Raw genomic sequence first — 16,302 nt, 5'->3', positions numbered from 1 at the left:
GTTAAGATGGATAACTCAATGAAATACGCACTTGGCCCACTACTCTATTTTTGGCCAAAACAAGATGTAGAAGCCTTCTACCAACAAGCAAAACAAAGCTCTGCAGACATTATTTACCTGGGTGAATCGGTTTGCTCTAAACGCAGAGAAATGAAACCAGCCCACTGGTTGGAAATCGCCAAAGACTTATCTGCCTCTGGCAAGCAAGTCGTTATCTCTACGATGGCGCTACTGGAAGCACCGAGTGAAGTAAACATCATGAAGAAGTACATCAATAACGGTGACTTCGCCATTGAGGCTAATGACGTATCGGCGGTTCAATTAGCATCAGAGCATAAAGTGCCTTTCGTCGTTGGTCCTGCAATCAATACTTATAACGCACACACGCTCAACTTATTTTTGAAGCAAGGTATGATGCGTTGGTGCATGCCTGTCGAGCTCTCTCGCGAATGGTTAAACGATACTTTAGTTCAGTGTGACGAGCTTGGTATTCGTAACAAGTTTGAAGTTGAGGTATTTAGCCACGGTTATTTGCCTTTAGCGTATTCCGCTCGCTGTTTCACAGCCCGAGCTGAAAACCGAGCTAAAGACGATTGCGAAACCTGCTGTATCAAATATCCTACGGGTATCCAGGTCAGCAGCCAAGAAGGGCAAGAAGTCTTTAACCTTAACGGCATTCAAACGCAATCAGGGTATTGTTATAACCTGAGAAATGACTTACCAAGCATGCAAGGGCTGGTTGATGTGGTCCGCTTAAGCCCTCTCGGTGTGAGTACACTTTCTGAGTTAGAGCATTTTCGCTCAAACGAGCACGGCGACAACCCTGAAAAACTTGAAAGCCGCCAATGCAATGGCTATTGGCATCAGCTAGCTGGCTTAGAAGTAAAAAACATTTAGCTCCCCAAAAAAGAAAAGCGAGGCCCAACCTCGCTTTTCTCTATCAGCCATTGTTAACAGGCTTGCACTGTTGGCTCAGCCGAAGTTTCGTTTAGCAGCTTTTTCACGTCCCGCCACAACATACTGACCACGACTAAACTCAGCGCAATATTGGACAGTGGGAAAGCCAGCCAAATGCCTGTCACGCCAAACAGTTTCGGCATAACGAACAAAAACGGCAGTTGAACCAACATGTTGCCTAGTGTCACAAACATGGCTTTGCTGCCTTTGTTTACCGATTGGTAGTACGCAGCCGCCACGACTAAAAAGCCATCTAGGAACAACGCAAACATGTGTAAACGAATCCCGATCACCGTGCTATCAATCAACTGTTGATCAGCATTGTTAAACACCGAGACCAACTCGTACGGGAAAAGGTTCATCAAACCCACAAACGCTACACCACCAAGCACAGATGTCCCCATTGCGACTTGCAGTAATTTTCTGACGTTCGCCTGGTTGCGCGCCCCGTGATTGAAACTCACTAGAGGTTGCATACCGTTCGCGATTCCCTCTGCAATCAGATAGTAAACCGTCACGATATATCCCAAAATGGCATACGCCCCTATTAACATTGCACTTCCGTACTGAGCAAATAATGCGTTGTGCATTGCCACCATCACAGAACCGTACGCGTACATAAAGAAGCTAGATGTACCGATCATTATAATCTTTGGTGCAACATCGACTTGAACCTTAAAGTCACTGATTCGAAGGCGTAAGGTCGCTTTTGAAGTAAAGAAGTAACCGATACCAAGCACGGTTACCACCAATTGTGCCAGCGCTGTAGCAATGGCCGCTCCGGTTAACTCCCACCCCAACCAAGCAATAAATACGTAGTCTAATACAATATTAATGACAGCACCGATGACCATCAGCATCGTTGCTAAGTTCGGGCTGTCGTCATTGCGTAAAAGAAATGGAACCGCGATAGAGCCTAGCGTAAATACGCACGCGACAATCAGAATATGCAGATATTGCAGCGCGAGTTCAAACACTCGCCCTTCCGCCCCCTGCCAGCGAATAAATTCATCGGCAAAATAGAACAATATGGTAGCAACGACCGGCATCAATATCGCTAACAACCCCAATCCGGTCGTTAAAATACGCTTCGCGCCCTCATGATCGTTTTCTCCTTGCTTAATCGACGTTAGCGCACCAGTCCCCACCCCAATCATCATCCCTATACCGAGGATAGAACCGATGACCGGCCACGCAACATTGATCCCTGCTAATCCGTCAGCACCAACATAACGGCCAATAAAAATGCCATCAACTATTTGATATAAACCGTTCACGAGCATTGCTGCGACGGTTGGAATCGTATATTTCCAAAACTGTCTATAAATTGAGTTTTGCATGACTGCCACCAGTAGTTAGCAAAGCTAACCATTTAATTAGCAAGACTAACTAAATGGTTAAATTAAATAAAAGAAAAATGAAACACCAAAGGCTAATGCGTACAGCGGAGGCCTTTGGTTTAATTTAAAATGACTTATTGCTCAATGCCTTATTCAGTAAAGCTTGTAACTGCTCAGCTTCTTGCTGATTTAATTGTTGCATCATTTGTTCAGAGATATCTTTGTAAACCACCTGCTCCAAAGACATTTTTTCTGCGACTTCTTCTGTCAGCAATACACGCTTAGCACGGGCATCCTCATTACATGCGATGCGTTTCACTAAACCCTTTTTTTCCAAACGAACAACCATTGTCGATGCGGAAGGCTTAGTCACTTGCAACTCTTCTGCAAGATCGGTTATTCGTACACCCTCAGGGTAAACCTGAATCACACGTAAATAATCGAACTCATTAAAGCTTAGATGTGATAACGGATCTTCTTTGGCATAAACACGCCAAGCTTTTGCGCAAAAACGCTCTAAATCAATCAAGCTTTCTTCTAGTGCCATAAAAGCCACCACCACTTAGTTAGCAAGGCTAACTATTTTAAATGAGTCACTAATCAAGTTCAATCATAAAAAAAGCCGCTCTCATCGAGCGGCTCTAAATCATTCCATTTCCTGCTTCTTAGCGGCCTTTAGCTTGGCTAATCTATCTTGCTGTAATTGATCGTAGATTTGTGCCAGTTCCAAGAAGGAATACCGGTGCTCAACATAATCATAAACGTTGAACGAAATCGCGAGCTTATAAAGTGAGATGGCACTTGCGATGTCACCTTCAAGCTGATTACGCTTTCCAAGGTAGAAATACGTTTCCGTTAATCGTTCAGCTAGGCGATAGTTCTCTCTCGTTCCATCCATAATGGCTTTAAGCGCGTCTTCGTCCGAGACGTCTCGCAGCATGATGGCAACAAGAACCCATCCCCACTCTTCACTACGATCTCGTAAATAACGCTGTTGAAGATTGGCTTTTGCTTGCTCTGGATTTTGCTCAGCTTCGATGATGTACAGCCATAATGAACGAAAAGGATCCGTTGGCATTTCTTGATAGTGCTTGGTCATATCTTCTAAAGCGAGATCGATTCGGCCACCATAATATAGTGCAATCGCACGGTTGCGCTCAGCATAGGTATTATCCGGAGCCAACTCTATGGTCGAATCAAACGCTTCATAAGCCGCGTCAAACTCCCCTACTTGGGTGAAATACACCCCCAAAAGATTGAAGATATCCGGTTGAGCAGGATTCAACTGCAAAGACTGGTTAAAGTCCAAACGGGCAAGATCACGCAAACCAACGCTATCGTAGTAGCTACCGCGCTCATAATGCATTTTAGCGCGTACTTCATCACTGAGATCAGGACGTTGTAGCAACTGCGATAAACGCGCGATTTGTACTTCTTGTTGAACGCTAGGCTGAAGTGGCACCGCCATCGGTGGATATAGCCACTTTTGTGCTGATTGCTGAGAAGTATTTGCACAACCGGTCAGCGCGATAGCAACACATAAACTTGCGGTTTGAAACCATTTCACTAATTGATACTCCTGTTTGGACCGCTCAAAATTTATTTCTCTTAATGCAATATAGGCGATAACCTCGTTTGAGGTTAATGCGTCGAAATAAACCAAAAAAAGGGGAGCGAAAATGCTCCCCTTTTATAACATGCTTTCAGGCCCTTAATCTAATAAAAGGCTGAAAGTCTCATTTTGTCTTACTCGTCTTTCGCAGCTGGTGCTTCAGCAGCAGCTTCTTCAGCTGGCTTTTCTACCGCTTCTTTCATGCTTAGACGTACACGGCCTTGGCGGTCGATTTCAAGAACTTTAACTTGAACTTCTTGGCCTTCAGCTAGGTAGTCAGACACTTTCTCAACACGTTTTTCTGCGATTTGAGAAATGTGTACAAGACCATCTTTGCCTGGAAGAACCGTTACGAATGCACCGAAGTCAGCTAGACGTGCAACTTTACCCGTGTAGATACGGCCAACTTCAACTTCAGCAGTGATCTCTTCGATACGGCGGATAGCTTCTTTCGCAGCAGTGCCTTCAGTTGCAGCAATCTTGATAGTACCGTCGTCTTCGATTTCGATAGTTGTACCAGTCTCTTCAGTTAGAGCACGGATAACTGCACCACCTTTACCGATAACGTCTTTGATCTTCTCTGCGCTGATCTTCATCGTGTGAATACGAGGAGCAAATTCAGAGATGTCTTCACGGGCACCAGAGATTGCTTCATCCATTACAGATAGGATGTGCTTACGTGCGCCTTGAGCTTGGTTAAGCGCAATTTGCATGATTTCTTTAGTGATGCCTTCGATCTTGATGTCCATTTGAAGAGCAGTGATACCAGTGTTAGTACCTGCTACTTTAAAGTCCATATCACCTAGATGGTCTTCGTCACCAAGGATGTCAGAAAGAACAACGAAGTCGTCGCCTTCTTTAACAAGGCCCATTGCGATACCCGCAACAGAAGACTTGATTGGCACACCTGCGTCCATAAGCGCAAGAGACGTACCACATACAGAAGCCATTGAAGATGAACCGTTAGATTCAGTGATTTCCGATACAACACGTACTGTGTATGGGAACTCATCTACTGATGGCATTACTGCTGCGATACCACGTTTAGCCAGTTTACCGTGGCCGATTTCACGACGCTTAGGAGAACCTACAAAACCAGTCTCACCTACACAGTATGGAGGGAAGTTGTAGTGCAGTAGGAAGTGATCTTTACGCTCGCCTGTTAGCTCATCAATGATTTGAGCATCACGCTGAGTACCTAGAGTTGCCGTCACGATAGCCTGAGTTTCACCACGAGTGAATAGTGCGCTACCGTGTGTGCGAGGAAGAACACCAGTGCGTACATCTAGTGCACGAACCATGTCTTTTTCACGGCCATCAATACGAGGGTTACCCGCGATGATGCTACGACGTACGACTGTTTTCTCTAGATCATGGAAGATAGTGTGAATTTCTTTTGTATCCGCTTCAGGATCTTCAGCTAGAAGAACTTCATTTACTTCCGCAGCGATCTCATTGATACGGTCGTAACGAGCCATCTTCTCAGTGATTTTGTAAGCCTCAACAAGCTTCGCTTCTGCTAGCTCAGCAATCTTATCTTTAAGCGCTGTGTTTTCTTCAGGAGCTACCCAATCCCAAGCAGGAGTTGCCACTTCTGCTTTGAATTCGTTGATAGCTTTGATAGCAACTTGTTGTTGATCATGACCGTAAACAACCGCTGCTAGCATTTCTTCTTCAGTTAGGTTGTCCGCTTCTGATTCAACCATCAGTACGGCTGATTCTGTACCAGCAACAACAAGATCAAGCTTAGAAGTTTCTAGTTCAGTTTGGCTAGGGTTAAGTACAAGCTGACCATCGATATGACCAACACGCGCCGCACCGATAGGGCCGTTGAATGGAATGCCAGAGATAGCAAGAGCAGCAGAAGTACCGATCATTGTAACGATATCTGGCTGAACATCTGGGTTTACAGACATTACTGTCGCGATAACCTGAACTTCGTTTTTAAACGCGTCTGGGAATAGCGGACGGATTGGACGGTCGATTAGACGAGCTGTTAGCGTTTCGCCTTCAGAAGGACGACCTTCACGCTTGAAGAAGCCGCCTGGGATTTTACCCGCAGCGTAAGTACGCTCTTGGTAGTTAACCGTTAGTGGGAAGAAGTCTTGACCTGCAACGGCTTCTTTTTTACCTACAACAGATACGAATACAGACGTATCATCCATTGTGACCATAACTGCTGCTGTAGCTTGACGTGCAATAACGCCAGTTTCTAAAGTAACTGTGTGGTTACCGTACTGGAACGTTTTAACAACTGGTTTTTCGAACATTGTTATTCCTTGTTTCTAATCTTCCTTTAGTGCTTAAAGAAATCTTAGATGTGTTAATTGACACTCAAGGCATTACGAATCGCGACTAGTAAAAAGAAACTCGGAAATTCCTTTTGAATAGTCGCGACCTTTTGGTCGACGTGGTTGACTGTAATGCTATGAGCTTTTGAGAAAACCTCTTACAAGGTTTAGCCGCCAGTATTATAACGGCATAAGTCTAATTTGGCTAAATTTAGGCAACAAAAAAGGGGCATAAAGCCCCTTTTTAGACAAACTGCTATGCAGTCGCTGATTAGCGACGTAGGCCTAGACGTTTGATTAGGTCTTGGTAGCGAGCTAGGTTTTTACCTTTTAGGTAATCTAGAAGCTTACGACGACGAGAAACCATGCGTAGAAGACCACGACGGCTGTGGTGATCGCCTTTGTGCGCTTTGAAGTGACCTTGTAGGTGGTTGATAGAAGCTGTAAGTAGAGCTACTTGAACTTCTGGTGAACCAGTGTCGCCTTCGCCTTGTGCGTATTCTGCAACGATTGCTGCTTTAGTTTCTGCATTCAGAGACATAATTCTCTCCTAATAAGAGTAGGTTTAAAGTTGTAGCAGCCAATCTCTGATTCAGCCGCTACGCGAAGCGCGGATTATAGGGAAATTTCCTATCTCGTGCAATATAAAAATACCGACACTCAGGTCGGTATTTTCAATCATTTACTTAGATGCGACGTCATCTCGGAACACGACCAATCGCTTAGGAGCGATTTTGCCATCTTCGTTCATTTCGCCAACGCCAATAAACAAACGCTCTTCACCCATGGTAAGGCGAAGTGAGCCTTCGGTAGGCGCACCAAATACTTGAACAGGTTGCCCATGCTGAACCATATCCGCCAGTTCAGGCACTAAGTTGACTTCTGGTAAGTCTTCTACCGCTGTATCCATTGGTAACAGCAATGGGTCCAGTAGTTCTCGAGGAGCGCGTTCTTCACGGTGTGCTTGCTCTAGTAACTCATTCAGTTGCTCAAGTGTCACCATCTTCTCGTAAGGGTATTTCGCAACACCAGTGCGTCGAAGCATAGTTACGTGCGCACCACAACCTAACATTTCGCCTAGGTCATCCACGATGGTACGAATGTAGGTGCCTTTTGAGCAATGAACTTCCATCTCGACTTCATCGCCTTCAAAACGGTGAAGAACAATCTCGTATACCGTGATCTTACGAGATTCACGCGGAACTTCGATGCCTTTGCGAGCGTATTCATACAAGGGTTTCCCTTGATATTTCAACGCTGAAAACATGGAAGGTACTTGATCAGATTCGCCACGGAACTTCTCAATGCACGCTTCTAGCTTGTCTAACGTAACATCGATTGGACGTGTCTCTACGACTTCACCATCCGAGTCAGACGTGTTGGTACGTTCACCAAGCTTTGCGATCACACGGTAGCGTTTATCAGAATCTAGAAGAAACTGAGAAAACTTCGTCGCCTCACCCAAGCAAATTGGCAGCATGCCTGTCGCTAATGGGTCCAAGGCACCAGTGTGGCCTGCTTTCTCAGCAAAGTAGATTCGCTTTACTTTTTGCAGTGCATCATTGGAAGAGATACCTGTTGGTTTATCCAACAGTATAACGCCATTAATTGGACGACCTTTACGACGACGAGCCATTATTCTTCGTCCTCACGACCAGAATCTTTTTGCTTTTTCTTGTCTGAGCTTACCACTTCAGACACTAGGTTAGACATACGCATACCTTCAACAAGCGTATTGTCATAATGGAAGCGGATTTCTGGCGTTAGACGTAGGCGAATGCGCTTACCTAACATCATGCGAATGTGCACTTCGTGCTCGCGTAGTGCAGCTAGACATGATTCTGGTGTTTGCTCGCCCACACATAGGAAGGTCACAAATACTTTTGCGTAAGCTAGGTCACGAGAGACTTCTACGTCTGAGATCGTCACCATGCCAAGGCGAGAGTCACGAACTTCACGTTGAAGGATCATCGCTAGTTCTTTTTGCAGCTGCTGTGCAACGCGCTGCGTTCGGCTAAATTCTTTTGACATATCTTTACTCTTATATAGAAAGAATGGGGGGTTGGTCAAAGCCAGCCCCCCATGGTGTATTCAACAACCAATTACTACTTATCTTTCAAAGACAATATTAGTAATTTTAGTCAATTAGTCTAGAGTACGTTTAATTTCAACGATTTCGAAGACTTCGATTTGGTCACCAACGCGAACATCATTGTAGTTCTTAACGCCGATACCACATTCGTAGCCATTCTTAACTTCTTGAACGTCATCTTTGAAACGACGTAGCGACTCTAGTTCACCTTCGTAAATAACAACGTTATCACGTAGTACACGGATTGGGTTGTTACGCTTGATCACACCTTCTGTAACCATACAACCAGCGATAGCGCCCAGTTTCGGTGACTTAAACACGTCACGAACTTCAGCAAGACCAATGATCTCTTGCTTGAATTCTGGAGCAAGCATACCACCCATTGCTTGTTTAACTTCGTCAATCAATTGGTAAATGATTGAGTAGTAACGTAAGTCAACAGCTGCGGCTTCTACAGCACGGCGAGCAGAAGCATCTGCACGAACGTTAAAGCCAAGGATGATTGCGTTTGAAGCTTCCGCTAGTACTACGTCAGTTTCCGTAATACCACCAACACCAGAACCAACGATGTTCACTTTAACTTCGTCAGTAGATAGCTTAACTAGTGAGTCTGCGATTGCTTCTACAGAACCTTGAACGTCTGCTTTAAGTACAACGTTAAGTTCAGCAACTTCACCAGCAGTCATGTTAGAGAACATGTTCTCTAGTTTAGATTTCTGCTGACGAGCAAGTTTCACTTCACGGAACTTACCAGCACGGTAGTTAGCTACTTCACGCGCTTTACGCTCGTCACGAACTACTGTTGCTTCATCACCTGAAGATGGTACACCTGAAAGACCTAGGATCTCTACAGGGATAGATGGGCCAGCCGAAGTAATTTCTTTACCTAGCTCATCACGCATTGCACGAACACGGCCGTATTCTTGACCACAAAGAACGATGTCGCCTTTGTTTAGTGTACCTGATTGAACAAGTACTGTTGCAACTGGACCACGACCTTTATCTAGGCGAGATTCAACAACAACACCAGATGCCATGCCTTCAGCTACAGCTGTAAGTTCAAGAACTTCAGACTGAAGAAGGATTGCTTCTAGAAGACCATCGATGTTTGTACCCTGTTTAGCAGAGATGTGAACGAACATGTTCTCACCGCCCCACTCTTCAGGAATAACGTCGTATTGAGCAAGCTCGTTCTTAACGTTATCTGGGTTCGCGTCTTCTTTATCGATCTTGTTCACAGCAACAATTAGAGGAACGCCTGCCGCTTTCGCGTGCTGAATCGCTTCTACTGTTTGTGGCATTACGCCATCGTCTGCTGCAACTACAAGAACAACGATATCTGTCGCTTGAGCACCACGAGCACGCATTGCAGTAAACGCTGCGTGTCCAGGAGTATCAAGGAACGTGATCATGCCGTTGTCTGTTTCAACGTGGTACGCACCAATGTGCTGAGTAATACCACCCGCTTCGCCAGAAGCAACGTGTGTGCGACGGATGTAGTCAAGTGTTGACGTTTTACCGTGGTCAACGTGACCCATGATAGTAACAACTGGAGCACGTGGAACTGCTTCCGCGTTAGTGTCACGGTCAGATAGTACCGCTTCTTCCAGTTCGTTCTCTTTACGAAGAACTACTTTATGGCCCATTTCTTCAGCAACAAGTTGTGCTGTTTCTTGGTCGATCACTTGGTTGATAGTCGCCATAGCGCCCATCTTCATCATTACTTTGATAACTTCTGTCGCTTTAACCGACATCTTGTTAGCAAGTTCTGATAGAACGATCGTTTCGCCAATTACAACGTCTTGCTTAGCAACCGTTGCTGACTTATCAAAGCCATGCTGCATTGAAGTCGGTTTAGCAAGTTTGCCTTTACGACCTCTACCGCCACGTTGGTTGTTACGGCCACCGCGAGCTTGGTCGTCTTTACCTGAAGCTTTTTTCTTCTTACGACGACCGCTCTCTACTTTGCGATCTGCTTCATCTTCGGCTTCACGTGCGTATTGTGAAGTCGTTACATGGTAATCTGTATCTTCCATATCACCCTTTTTCTCTTCTGCAGCAGACCAACGCTCTTTATTCTTTTCAGCCAATTCGCGAGCTTCTTCAAGCTTGCGCTGACTTTCCTCTTCAGCCTTACGCTTAGCTTCTTCTTCCTGACGACGTTTAAGCTCGTCGGCCTCTTTTCGCGCTGCTTCTTGCTTAATTTTCTCTTCAGCATCACGCTTTGCTTTTTCTTCAGCATTACGTTGTGCATTCGTATCTACGTCTCGCTTCGCTTTTTCTTCAGCTTCACGTTTCGCTTTTTCTTCCGCTTCACGTTTTGCAGCTTCTTCAGCTTCACGTTTTGCAGCTTCTTCAGCTTCACGTTTTGCAGCTTCTTCTGCTGCACGTTTTGCTGCTTCTTCTGCTTCACGTTGTGCTGCTTCTTCAGCTTCACGTTTCGCTTCATCTTCAATTGTGCTGCGCTTCACGTATGTACGTTTTTTGCGCACCTCAACCTGAACATTCTTACTCTTGCCACCACCCGCGTTCACACTAAGTGTACTACGAGTTTTACGCTGAAGCGTAAGGCGAGTCGGCTCTGAATCACCTGATTTATCACCGTGTTCTTTCTTTAAATGAGAGAGAAGCTTCTGCTTCTCTTCATCAGTAACATTGTCAGAGCTCGCCTTTTTAATGCCAGCGTCAGCAAGTTGTTCAATCAAGCGGTCGACTGGCGTACCAATCTCATCACTCAGTGCTTTAACTGTTAATTGTGTCATGCCGCTTCCTCCTTGCCGAAAATTATGCTTCTTCGCCGAACCAACAGATGTTACGTGCGGCCATAATTAGCCCACCTGCACGTTCTTCGGTCAGGCCTTCGATACCTTCTAAATCGTCAATACCTTGGTCAGCAAGATCTTCCAGTGTCGCTACACCTTTCGCTGCCAATTTAAATGCCATCTCACGCTCAAGACCTTCAAGTGCAAGCAGATCTTCAGCTGGTTCTAGACCTTCAAAAGACTCTTCTTGTGCTAGTGCGATCGTCGTTAGTGCATCTTTTGCACGTCCACGAAGCTCTTCGATTAGTTCTTCATTCAAACCATCGATTTCTAGTAGCTCGTTAACTGGCACGTATGCGATTTCTTCTAGCGTTGAGAAACCCTCTTCAACAAGAAGTTGAGCGAAGTCTTCTTCAATATCTAGGTACTTCATGAAGTTTTCAATAGATGCTTGTGATTCTTCAGCGTGTTTCTTCTGAAGATCAGCAACTGTCATAACATTCAGTTCCCAACCTGTTAGCTGAGATGCTAGACGCACGTTTTGACCGTTACGACCGATAGCTTGCGCTAGGTTGTCAGCTTCAACTGCGATGTCCATTGAGTGTGCATCCTCATCAACGATGATAGAAGCAACATCAGCTGGCGCCATTGCGTTGATAACGAATTGAGCTGGGTTATCATCCCAAAGCACAATATCGATACGCTCACCACCAAGTTCGCCAGAAACAGCTTGTACACGTGCACCACGCATACCAACACACGCACCTACAGGGTCGATACGTTTGTCATTTGTTTTGACAGCGATCTTAGCACGAGAACCAGGATCACGTGCCGCGCCTTTCAACTCGATAATATCTTCAGCGATTTCAGGCACTTCAACACGGAATAGTTCTGCCAGCATTTCAGGCTTAGAACGAGTGATGAACAGTTGGAAACCACGTGCTTCTGGCGCGACTTTGTAAAGAAGACCACGAACGCGGTCGCCTGGACGGAAGTTTTCACGAGGAAGTTGGTCATCACGTAGGATTACCGCTTCAGCGTTGTTACCAAGGTCAAGTACGATTGTGTCGCGGTTTACTTTTTTCACAACGCCAGTGATTAGATCACCTTCATTGTCGATGAACTGCTCAACGATTTGTGCACGTTCAGCTTCACGAACTTTTTGTACGATAACTTGCTTAGCCGTTTGAGTCGTAATACGGTCAAACGTTACTGATTCGATTTCGTCTTCTACGTAGTCGCCAAGCTCGATTGAGTCATCTTCGTACTGTGCTGCTTCTAGTGAGATCTCTTTTGTAGGGTTCTCAACATCATCAACAACTAACCAACGACGGTAAGTCACAAACTCACCAGTTTTACGGTCAATGGCAACACGTACGTCGATTTCGATTTCGTATTTTTTCTTTGTAGAAGTTGCTAGAGCAATCTCAAGAGCCTCAAAGATACGCTCACGAGGTACCGCTTTTTCGTTCGATACCGCTTCTGCTACCGCTAAAATTTCTTTACTCATTGTATTTAGCCTCTAAGCTTAAACTTTTTTAGGGAACTAAAATTTAGGGATCAGGTTAGCTTTGGAAATGTTACTTAGAGCAAACTCTTCTTGCTGACCGTCTACAGTAATTGTCACTGTTTCGCCATCAACGCCGTGGATAATACCTTTCCACTTACGACGGTTTGCTACAGCCATTTTCAATACGATGCTGACCTCGTGACCAATAAATTGCTCGTAATGTGCTGCTTTAAAAAGTGGTCTTTCTAAACCTGGAGAAGACACTTCTAGGCTGTAAGCAACAGAAATTGGATCTTCAACGTCTAAAACCGCACTAACTTGGTGGCTAACTTCTGCACAGTCGTCCACGTTAATACCATTTTCATGGTCAATGTAGATGCGTAACGTTGAGTGCGCGCCTGCACGAATGAATTCTAATCCAACCAACTCATAGCCTGATGCCTCTACTGGTGCTTCAAGCATTTCAGTAAGTTGTCTTTCTAAACCAGTCATTTAACCACTCCAGAAACAAAAAAAGGGCTCAGAGCCCAATCAAAAAACCAAGCAGTCTCTGAGCTATTTCAAAAAGCTCAGATAACAAAAAACCCCGATAGTCGGGGTTTTATGCTGCTGGACCCTGATACGTTAAGAATAGCCAACAAATGCTTCTCTTAACTCGTAGTGTGGTTAGCACTACGCAAACTTGCCAATCTACGATTTCTTCTTAAAGAAAGAGATTGGTTGCGGGGGCCGGATTTGAACCGACGACCTTCGGGTTATGAGCCCGACGAGCTACCAAGCTGCTCCACCCCGCGTCCGACTTGCTGAGCATTATACTCGCAAACAAGTGATTTACAAGTTTGTAAATACATGGTGCCGAGAGAGGGACTCGAACCCTCACACCTAAGGCACTAGCACCTCATGCTAGCGTGTCTACCAATTTCACCATCTCGGCATCAAAACCTTACAGCTTATTGAGGAATTTCATCACCCGCAGGGGCTGGAACTTCACTCGCTGCATCCTTAACTTGTTCAACAACTGGTTGACCTAATGTTGGGTCTACCCATTGTGATTCAGTCTGGTGCGTAGACATACGACCAAGCAACAAGCTAACGATAAAGAATACGGTTGCTAAAATAGCAGTTGTTCGGGTTAAGAAATTACCTGAGCCGCCAGCACCAAACACTGTGTTTGAAGCACCAGCACCGAACGAGGCTCCCATATCTGCGCCTTTACCTTGTTGAATCAACACAAGGCCAATCACACCAAGCGCTGCCAACAGGTAAATCACAAGTAGAACTGAAAACATTTTTTCCACCTATGTTCCAAATTGTTGAGCCAGCGCCGTTCAAGAGAATAAATCATAATTGAACAAGGCTAGCGACCTCCTAACGGGAGGCGGAGCAATACTAGCGAAAGCCGGTAACGCTGACAAGGGAAAATTAGTAAAAAATCAATGCCAATGCGCTAAGCGCTCAAAAAAAGGGCAAAAGATGCCCTTTTCATTCACCGCACACTTTAACGCAATGATTAACAACTTGCTTTTACAGCTTCGGCAATTTTCAATGCAGAGCTTTGAACTAGCTCGCCATCCTCACCTTCCACCATAACGCGAATCAAAGGCTCTGTGCCAGATTTACGCAGCAATACACGTCCTTTATCACCCAGCGTCGCTTCTACTTCGGCAACGGCGTTTAGTACTGCTTGAGCTTCAAGAGGATTACTTTCCCCTGCAAAGCGGACATTTTCTAGAACCTGAGGATACAACGTCATGCCTTGCGATAGCTCATGCAAAGACATATCACTGCCAACTACAGAAGCAAGTACTTGCAGTGCTGCAACAATCGCATCGCCCGTGGTGACTTTATCTAATAAGATCACATGGCCTGAGTTTTCAGCACCAATTTTCCAGCCTTTTTCTAGCAGTTGTTCCATGACATAACGGTCACCAACAGCGGCACGTACGAATGGAATGCCTAGCTGCTTTAAGCCATTTTCCATGCCCAAGTTAGTCATCAACGTACCAACCACACCACCCTTTAGCTCGCCACGACGAAGAGCATCACGAGCAATAATGTAAGCAATTTGGTCGCCATCGACTTTGTTGCCAAGGTGGTCGACCATAATGATACGGTCACCATCACCATCAAATGCTAAACCAAGGTGCGCTTGCTCTTCAACGACACGCTTTTGAAGCGCACGAACATCTGTTGCGCCCACTTCTTCATTAATGTTGATGCCGTTAGGCTCTACGCCCATTGCAATAACTTCTGCGCCAAGCTCTTTGAAGACATTTGGAGCAATGTGGTACGTTGCACCGTGCGCACAATCTACCACGATTTTAAAGTTTGCAAGACTCAATTCAGATGGGAAAGTACTCTTACAGAATTCGATGTAACGGCCTGCAGCGTCATTTAGACGAGTGGCTTTACCAAGTTCTGCAGACTCAACACATTCAATGTCTTTATCCAGCTCAGCTTCAATCGCCAACTCGATATCGTCAGGTAACTTAGTACCTTCAGAAGAAAAGAATTTAATGCCGTTGTCGTAATATGGGTTATGCGATGCAGAAATCACAATCCCCGCCTCTGCGCGGAAAGTTTGAGTTAAATATGCCACTGCTGGGGTTGGCATTGGACCAGTAAATGTTGCTTTAAGTCCCGCTGCAGCAAGGCCTGCTTCTAATGCAGATTCAAGCATATAACCGGAGATACGCGTATCTTTACCTATAATAACTTTCTTTGTGCCTTGTTTTGCTAGTACACGACCAGCAGCCCAGCCAAGCTTAAGTACGAAGTCCGGAGTGATTGGGTATTGTCCTACTTTACCGCGCACACCGTCAGTACCAAAGTAACGTCTTTTATTCGACATAAACTTTCCTTTATTATTTTTAAATATTGTTTTTCGTCATCTCAACAACTTTCATTGATTCGATTGTCTCTTCAAAGTCATGCACACGAATGATCTGCGCGCCTTTCATTGCTGCAATCGTAGCGCAAACGACACTCGCATTTGTACATTCAGCCGCAGGCTTATCCAACAATTTAAAAATCATTGATTTACGAGACATGCCAGCCAAAATTGGCAGGCCGAATTCATGAAACTTTTCAAGATGAGCGAGCATATGATAATTGTGTTCTATCGTTTTGCCAAAGCCAAATCCAGGATCGAGAATCAGTTGAGATTTATCAATCCCTGCCGCTTCACATGCCGCGATACGTTCTTCTAGAAAGGCAGATACGTCGCTCATCACATCATCATAATGAGGTGCAACTTGCATGGTTCTAGGTTGACCTTTCATATGCATCAGACAAATTGGAAGCTTTGCTTCTGCTGCGACTTCGAGAGCACCAGGTTCTTGCAAAGATCGAATGTCATTGATCAAATCTGCACCAGCATCAATAGCTTGACGCATAACTTCCGCTTTACTGGTATCGACCGAAATCCACACATCGTACTTTTCACGAATGGCCTTGATTACTGGGACAACACGTCGAAGTTCTTCTTCTAAAGACACATCTGGCGCGCCAGGCCTTGTCGACTCCCCACCAACATCAACAATGCTTACACCAGCCTTTATCATTTTATCAACTTGAGCAAGGGCGAGTTCAATCGAGTTGTATTTACCACCATCCGAAAAGGAATCCGGAGTCACATTTAGAATGGCCATAACATGTGGACGGGAAAGATCTAAAGATTTGTTATTTGCTGTAATCATCATCATAAACACAAAAACCCCGAGATAACTCGGGGTTTAT

The 16,302-nt window shown here is 45.1% G+C and carries 14 protein-coding genes and 2 tRNA genes; 1 reads left to right on the top strand and 15 read right to left on the bottom strand.

Annotation, left to right across the window (positions count from 1 at the left end):
* The first annotated feature begins 18 nt into the window (after positions 1-18).
* Positions 19-897: a U32 family peptidase gene (locus L3V32_RS06315; protein WP_164666362.1), complete on the top strand. Its 879-nt coding sequence runs from the start codon at positions 19-21 to the stop codon at positions 895-897.
* 53 nt (positions 898-950) lie between these two features.
* On the opposite strand, the gene L3V32_RS06310 is transcribed toward L3V32_RS06315, so the two are convergent.
* The 15 genes from L3V32_RS06310 to folP form a co-directional block, all read right to left on the bottom strand.
* The gene (locus L3V32_RS06310) at positions 951-2,297 is read right to left on the bottom strand and encodes an MATE family efflux transporter (protein WP_237283990.1); all 1,347 of its coding nucleotides are present in this window, start codon (positions 2,295-2,297) and stop codon (positions 951-953) included.
* A gap of 124 nt (positions 2,298-2,421) precedes the next feature.
* Entirely contained in the window at positions 2,422-2,844 is a 423-nt protein-coding gene (locus L3V32_RS06305; RefSeq protein WP_005394653.1) for a MarR family winged helix-turn-helix transcriptional regulator, read from the bottom strand.
* A 99-nt stretch (positions 2,845-2,943) separates the two neighbouring features.
* Positions 2,944-3,864, bottom strand: coding sequence for a lipoprotein NlpI (gene nlpI / locus L3V32_RS06300; RefSeq protein ID WP_005394654.1), 921 nt, complete (start codon positions 3,862-3,864; stop codon positions 2,944-2,946).
* A gap of 179 nt (positions 3,865-4,043) precedes the next feature.
* Positions 4,044-6,179 carry a polyribonucleotide nucleotidyltransferase gene (pnp, locus tag L3V32_RS06295; protein ID WP_005394655.1) on the bottom strand — a complete coding sequence of 712 codons (2,136 nt, stop codon included), beginning with the start codon at positions 6,177-6,179 and terminating at the stop codon, positions 4,044-4,046.
* A gap of 292 nt (positions 6,180-6,471) precedes the next feature.
* On the bottom strand, positions 6,472-6,741 hold the full coding sequence (gene rpsO, locus L3V32_RS06290) for a 30S ribosomal protein S15 (protein ID WP_005380094.1): 270 nt from the start codon (positions 6,739-6,741) through the stop codon (positions 6,472-6,474).
* Positions 6,742-6,882: 141 nt separating this feature from the next.
* Complete coding sequence (gene truB, locus L3V32_RS06285) at positions 6,883-7,836, bottom strand: tRNA pseudouridine(55) synthase TruB (RefSeq protein WP_005394656.1); 954 nt, start codon at positions 7,834-7,836, stop codon at positions 6,883-6,885.
* A complete protein-coding gene (gene rbfA, locus L3V32_RS06280) occupies positions 7,836-8,231 on the bottom strand; it encodes a 30S ribosome-binding factor RbfA (RefSeq protein ID WP_005394657.1) in 396 nt (131 codons plus the stop codon). The genes truB and rbfA overlap by 1 nt, the downstream gene beginning before the upstream one ends.
* Before the next feature lie 114 nt (positions 8,232-8,345).
* The gene (infB, locus tag L3V32_RS06275; RefSeq protein WP_012841448.1) at positions 8,346-11,054 is read right to left on the bottom strand and encodes a translation initiation factor IF-2; all 2,709 of its coding nucleotides are present in this window, start codon (positions 11,052-11,054) and stop codon (positions 8,346-8,348) included.
* 22 nt (positions 11,055-11,076) lie between these two features.
* Positions 11,077-12,564, bottom strand: coding sequence for a transcription termination factor NusA (gene nusA, locus L3V32_RS06270; protein ID WP_237283989.1), 1,488 nt, complete (start codon positions 12,562-12,564; stop codon positions 11,077-11,079).
* A 36-nt stretch (positions 12,565-12,600) separates the two neighbouring features.
* Positions 12,601-13,056, bottom strand: a complete 456-nt coding sequence (gene rimP, locus L3V32_RS06265) for a ribosome maturation factor RimP (protein ID WP_005394659.1) — start codon at positions 13,054-13,056, stop codon at positions 12,601-12,603.
* A 225-nt stretch (positions 13,057-13,281) separates the two neighbouring features.
* Positions 13,282-13,358 (bottom strand) — tRNA-Met (locus L3V32_RS06260).
* Between the two features lie 56 nt (positions 13,359-13,414).
* Positions 13,415-13,498 (bottom strand) — tRNA-Leu (locus L3V32_RS06255).
* A gap of 16 nt (positions 13,499-13,514) precedes the next feature.
* Positions 13,515-13,853, bottom strand: a complete 339-nt coding sequence (gene secG, locus L3V32_RS06250) for a preprotein translocase subunit SecG (protein WP_005380080.1) — start codon at positions 13,851-13,853, stop codon at positions 13,515-13,517.
* 221 nt (positions 13,854-14,074) lie between these two features.
* Complete coding sequence (gene glmM / locus L3V32_RS06245; RefSeq protein ID WP_005394663.1) at positions 14,075-15,415, bottom strand: phosphoglucosamine mutase; 1,341 nt, start codon at positions 15,413-15,415, stop codon at positions 14,075-14,077.
* A 19-nt stretch (positions 15,416-15,434) separates the two neighbouring features.
* Complete coding sequence (folP, locus tag L3V32_RS06240) at positions 15,435-16,265, bottom strand: dihydropteroate synthase (protein ID WP_237284220.1); 831 nt, start codon at positions 16,263-16,265, stop codon at positions 15,435-15,437.
* Between the last annotated feature and the right edge of the window lie 37 nt (positions 16,266-16,302).

The organism is Vibrio sp. J2-4, assembly GCF_021728155.1.
Lineage (GTDB): Bacteria > Pseudomonadota > Gammaproteobacteria > Enterobacterales > Vibrionaceae > Vibrio > Vibrio diabolicus.
Note: the sequence above shows the minus strand (reverse complement) of the source record. Positions and strands in the feature narration are given on the sequence as shown.

Coding starts and splice junctions, on each gene's coding strand:
- rimP (WP_005394659.1), bottom strand. CDS start 13,056: ATGACTGGTTTAGAAAGACAACTTACTGAAATGCTTGAAGCACCAGTA.
- L3V32_RS06305 (WP_005394653.1), bottom strand. CDS start 2,844: ATGGCACTAGAAGAAAGCTTGATTGATTTAGAGCGTTTTTGCGCAAAA.
- L3V32_RS06315 (WP_164666362.1), top strand. CDS start 19: ATGAAATACGCACTTGGCCCACTACTCTATTTTTGGCCAAAACAAGAT.
- L3V32_RS06310 (WP_237283990.1), bottom strand. CDS start 2,297: ATGCAAAACTCAATTTATAGACAGTTTTGGAAATATACGATTCCAACC.
- truB (WP_005394656.1), bottom strand. CDS start 7,836: ATGGCTCGTCGTCGTAAAGGTCGTCCAATTAATGGCGTTATACTGTTG.
- nusA (WP_237283989.1), bottom strand. CDS start 12,564: ATGAGTAAAGAAATTTTAGCGGTAGCAGAAGCGGTATCGAACGAAAAA.
- folP (WP_237284220.1), bottom strand. CDS start 16,265: ATGATGATTACAGCAAATAACAAATCTTTAGATCTTTCCCGTCCACAT.
- rbfA (WP_005394657.1), bottom strand. CDS start 8,231: ATGTCAAAAGAATTTAGCCGAACGCAGCGCGTTGCACAGCAGCTGCAA.
- infB (WP_012841448.1), bottom strand. CDS start 11,054: ATGACACAATTAACAGTTAAAGCACTGAGTGATGAGATTGGTACGCCA.
- pnp (WP_005394655.1), bottom strand. CDS start 6,179: ATGTTCGAAAAACCAGTTGTTAAAACGTTCCAGTACGGTAACCACACA.
- rpsO (WP_005380094.1), bottom strand. CDS start 6,741: ATGTCTCTGAATGCAGAAACTAAAGCAGCAATCGTTGCAGAATACGCA.
- glmM (WP_005394663.1), bottom strand. CDS start 15,415: ATGTCGAATAAAAGACGTTACTTTGGTACTGACGGTGTGCGCGGTAAA.
- secG (WP_005380080.1), bottom strand. CDS start 13,853: ATGTTTTCAGTTCTACTTGTGATTTACCTGTTGGCAGCGCTTGGTGTG.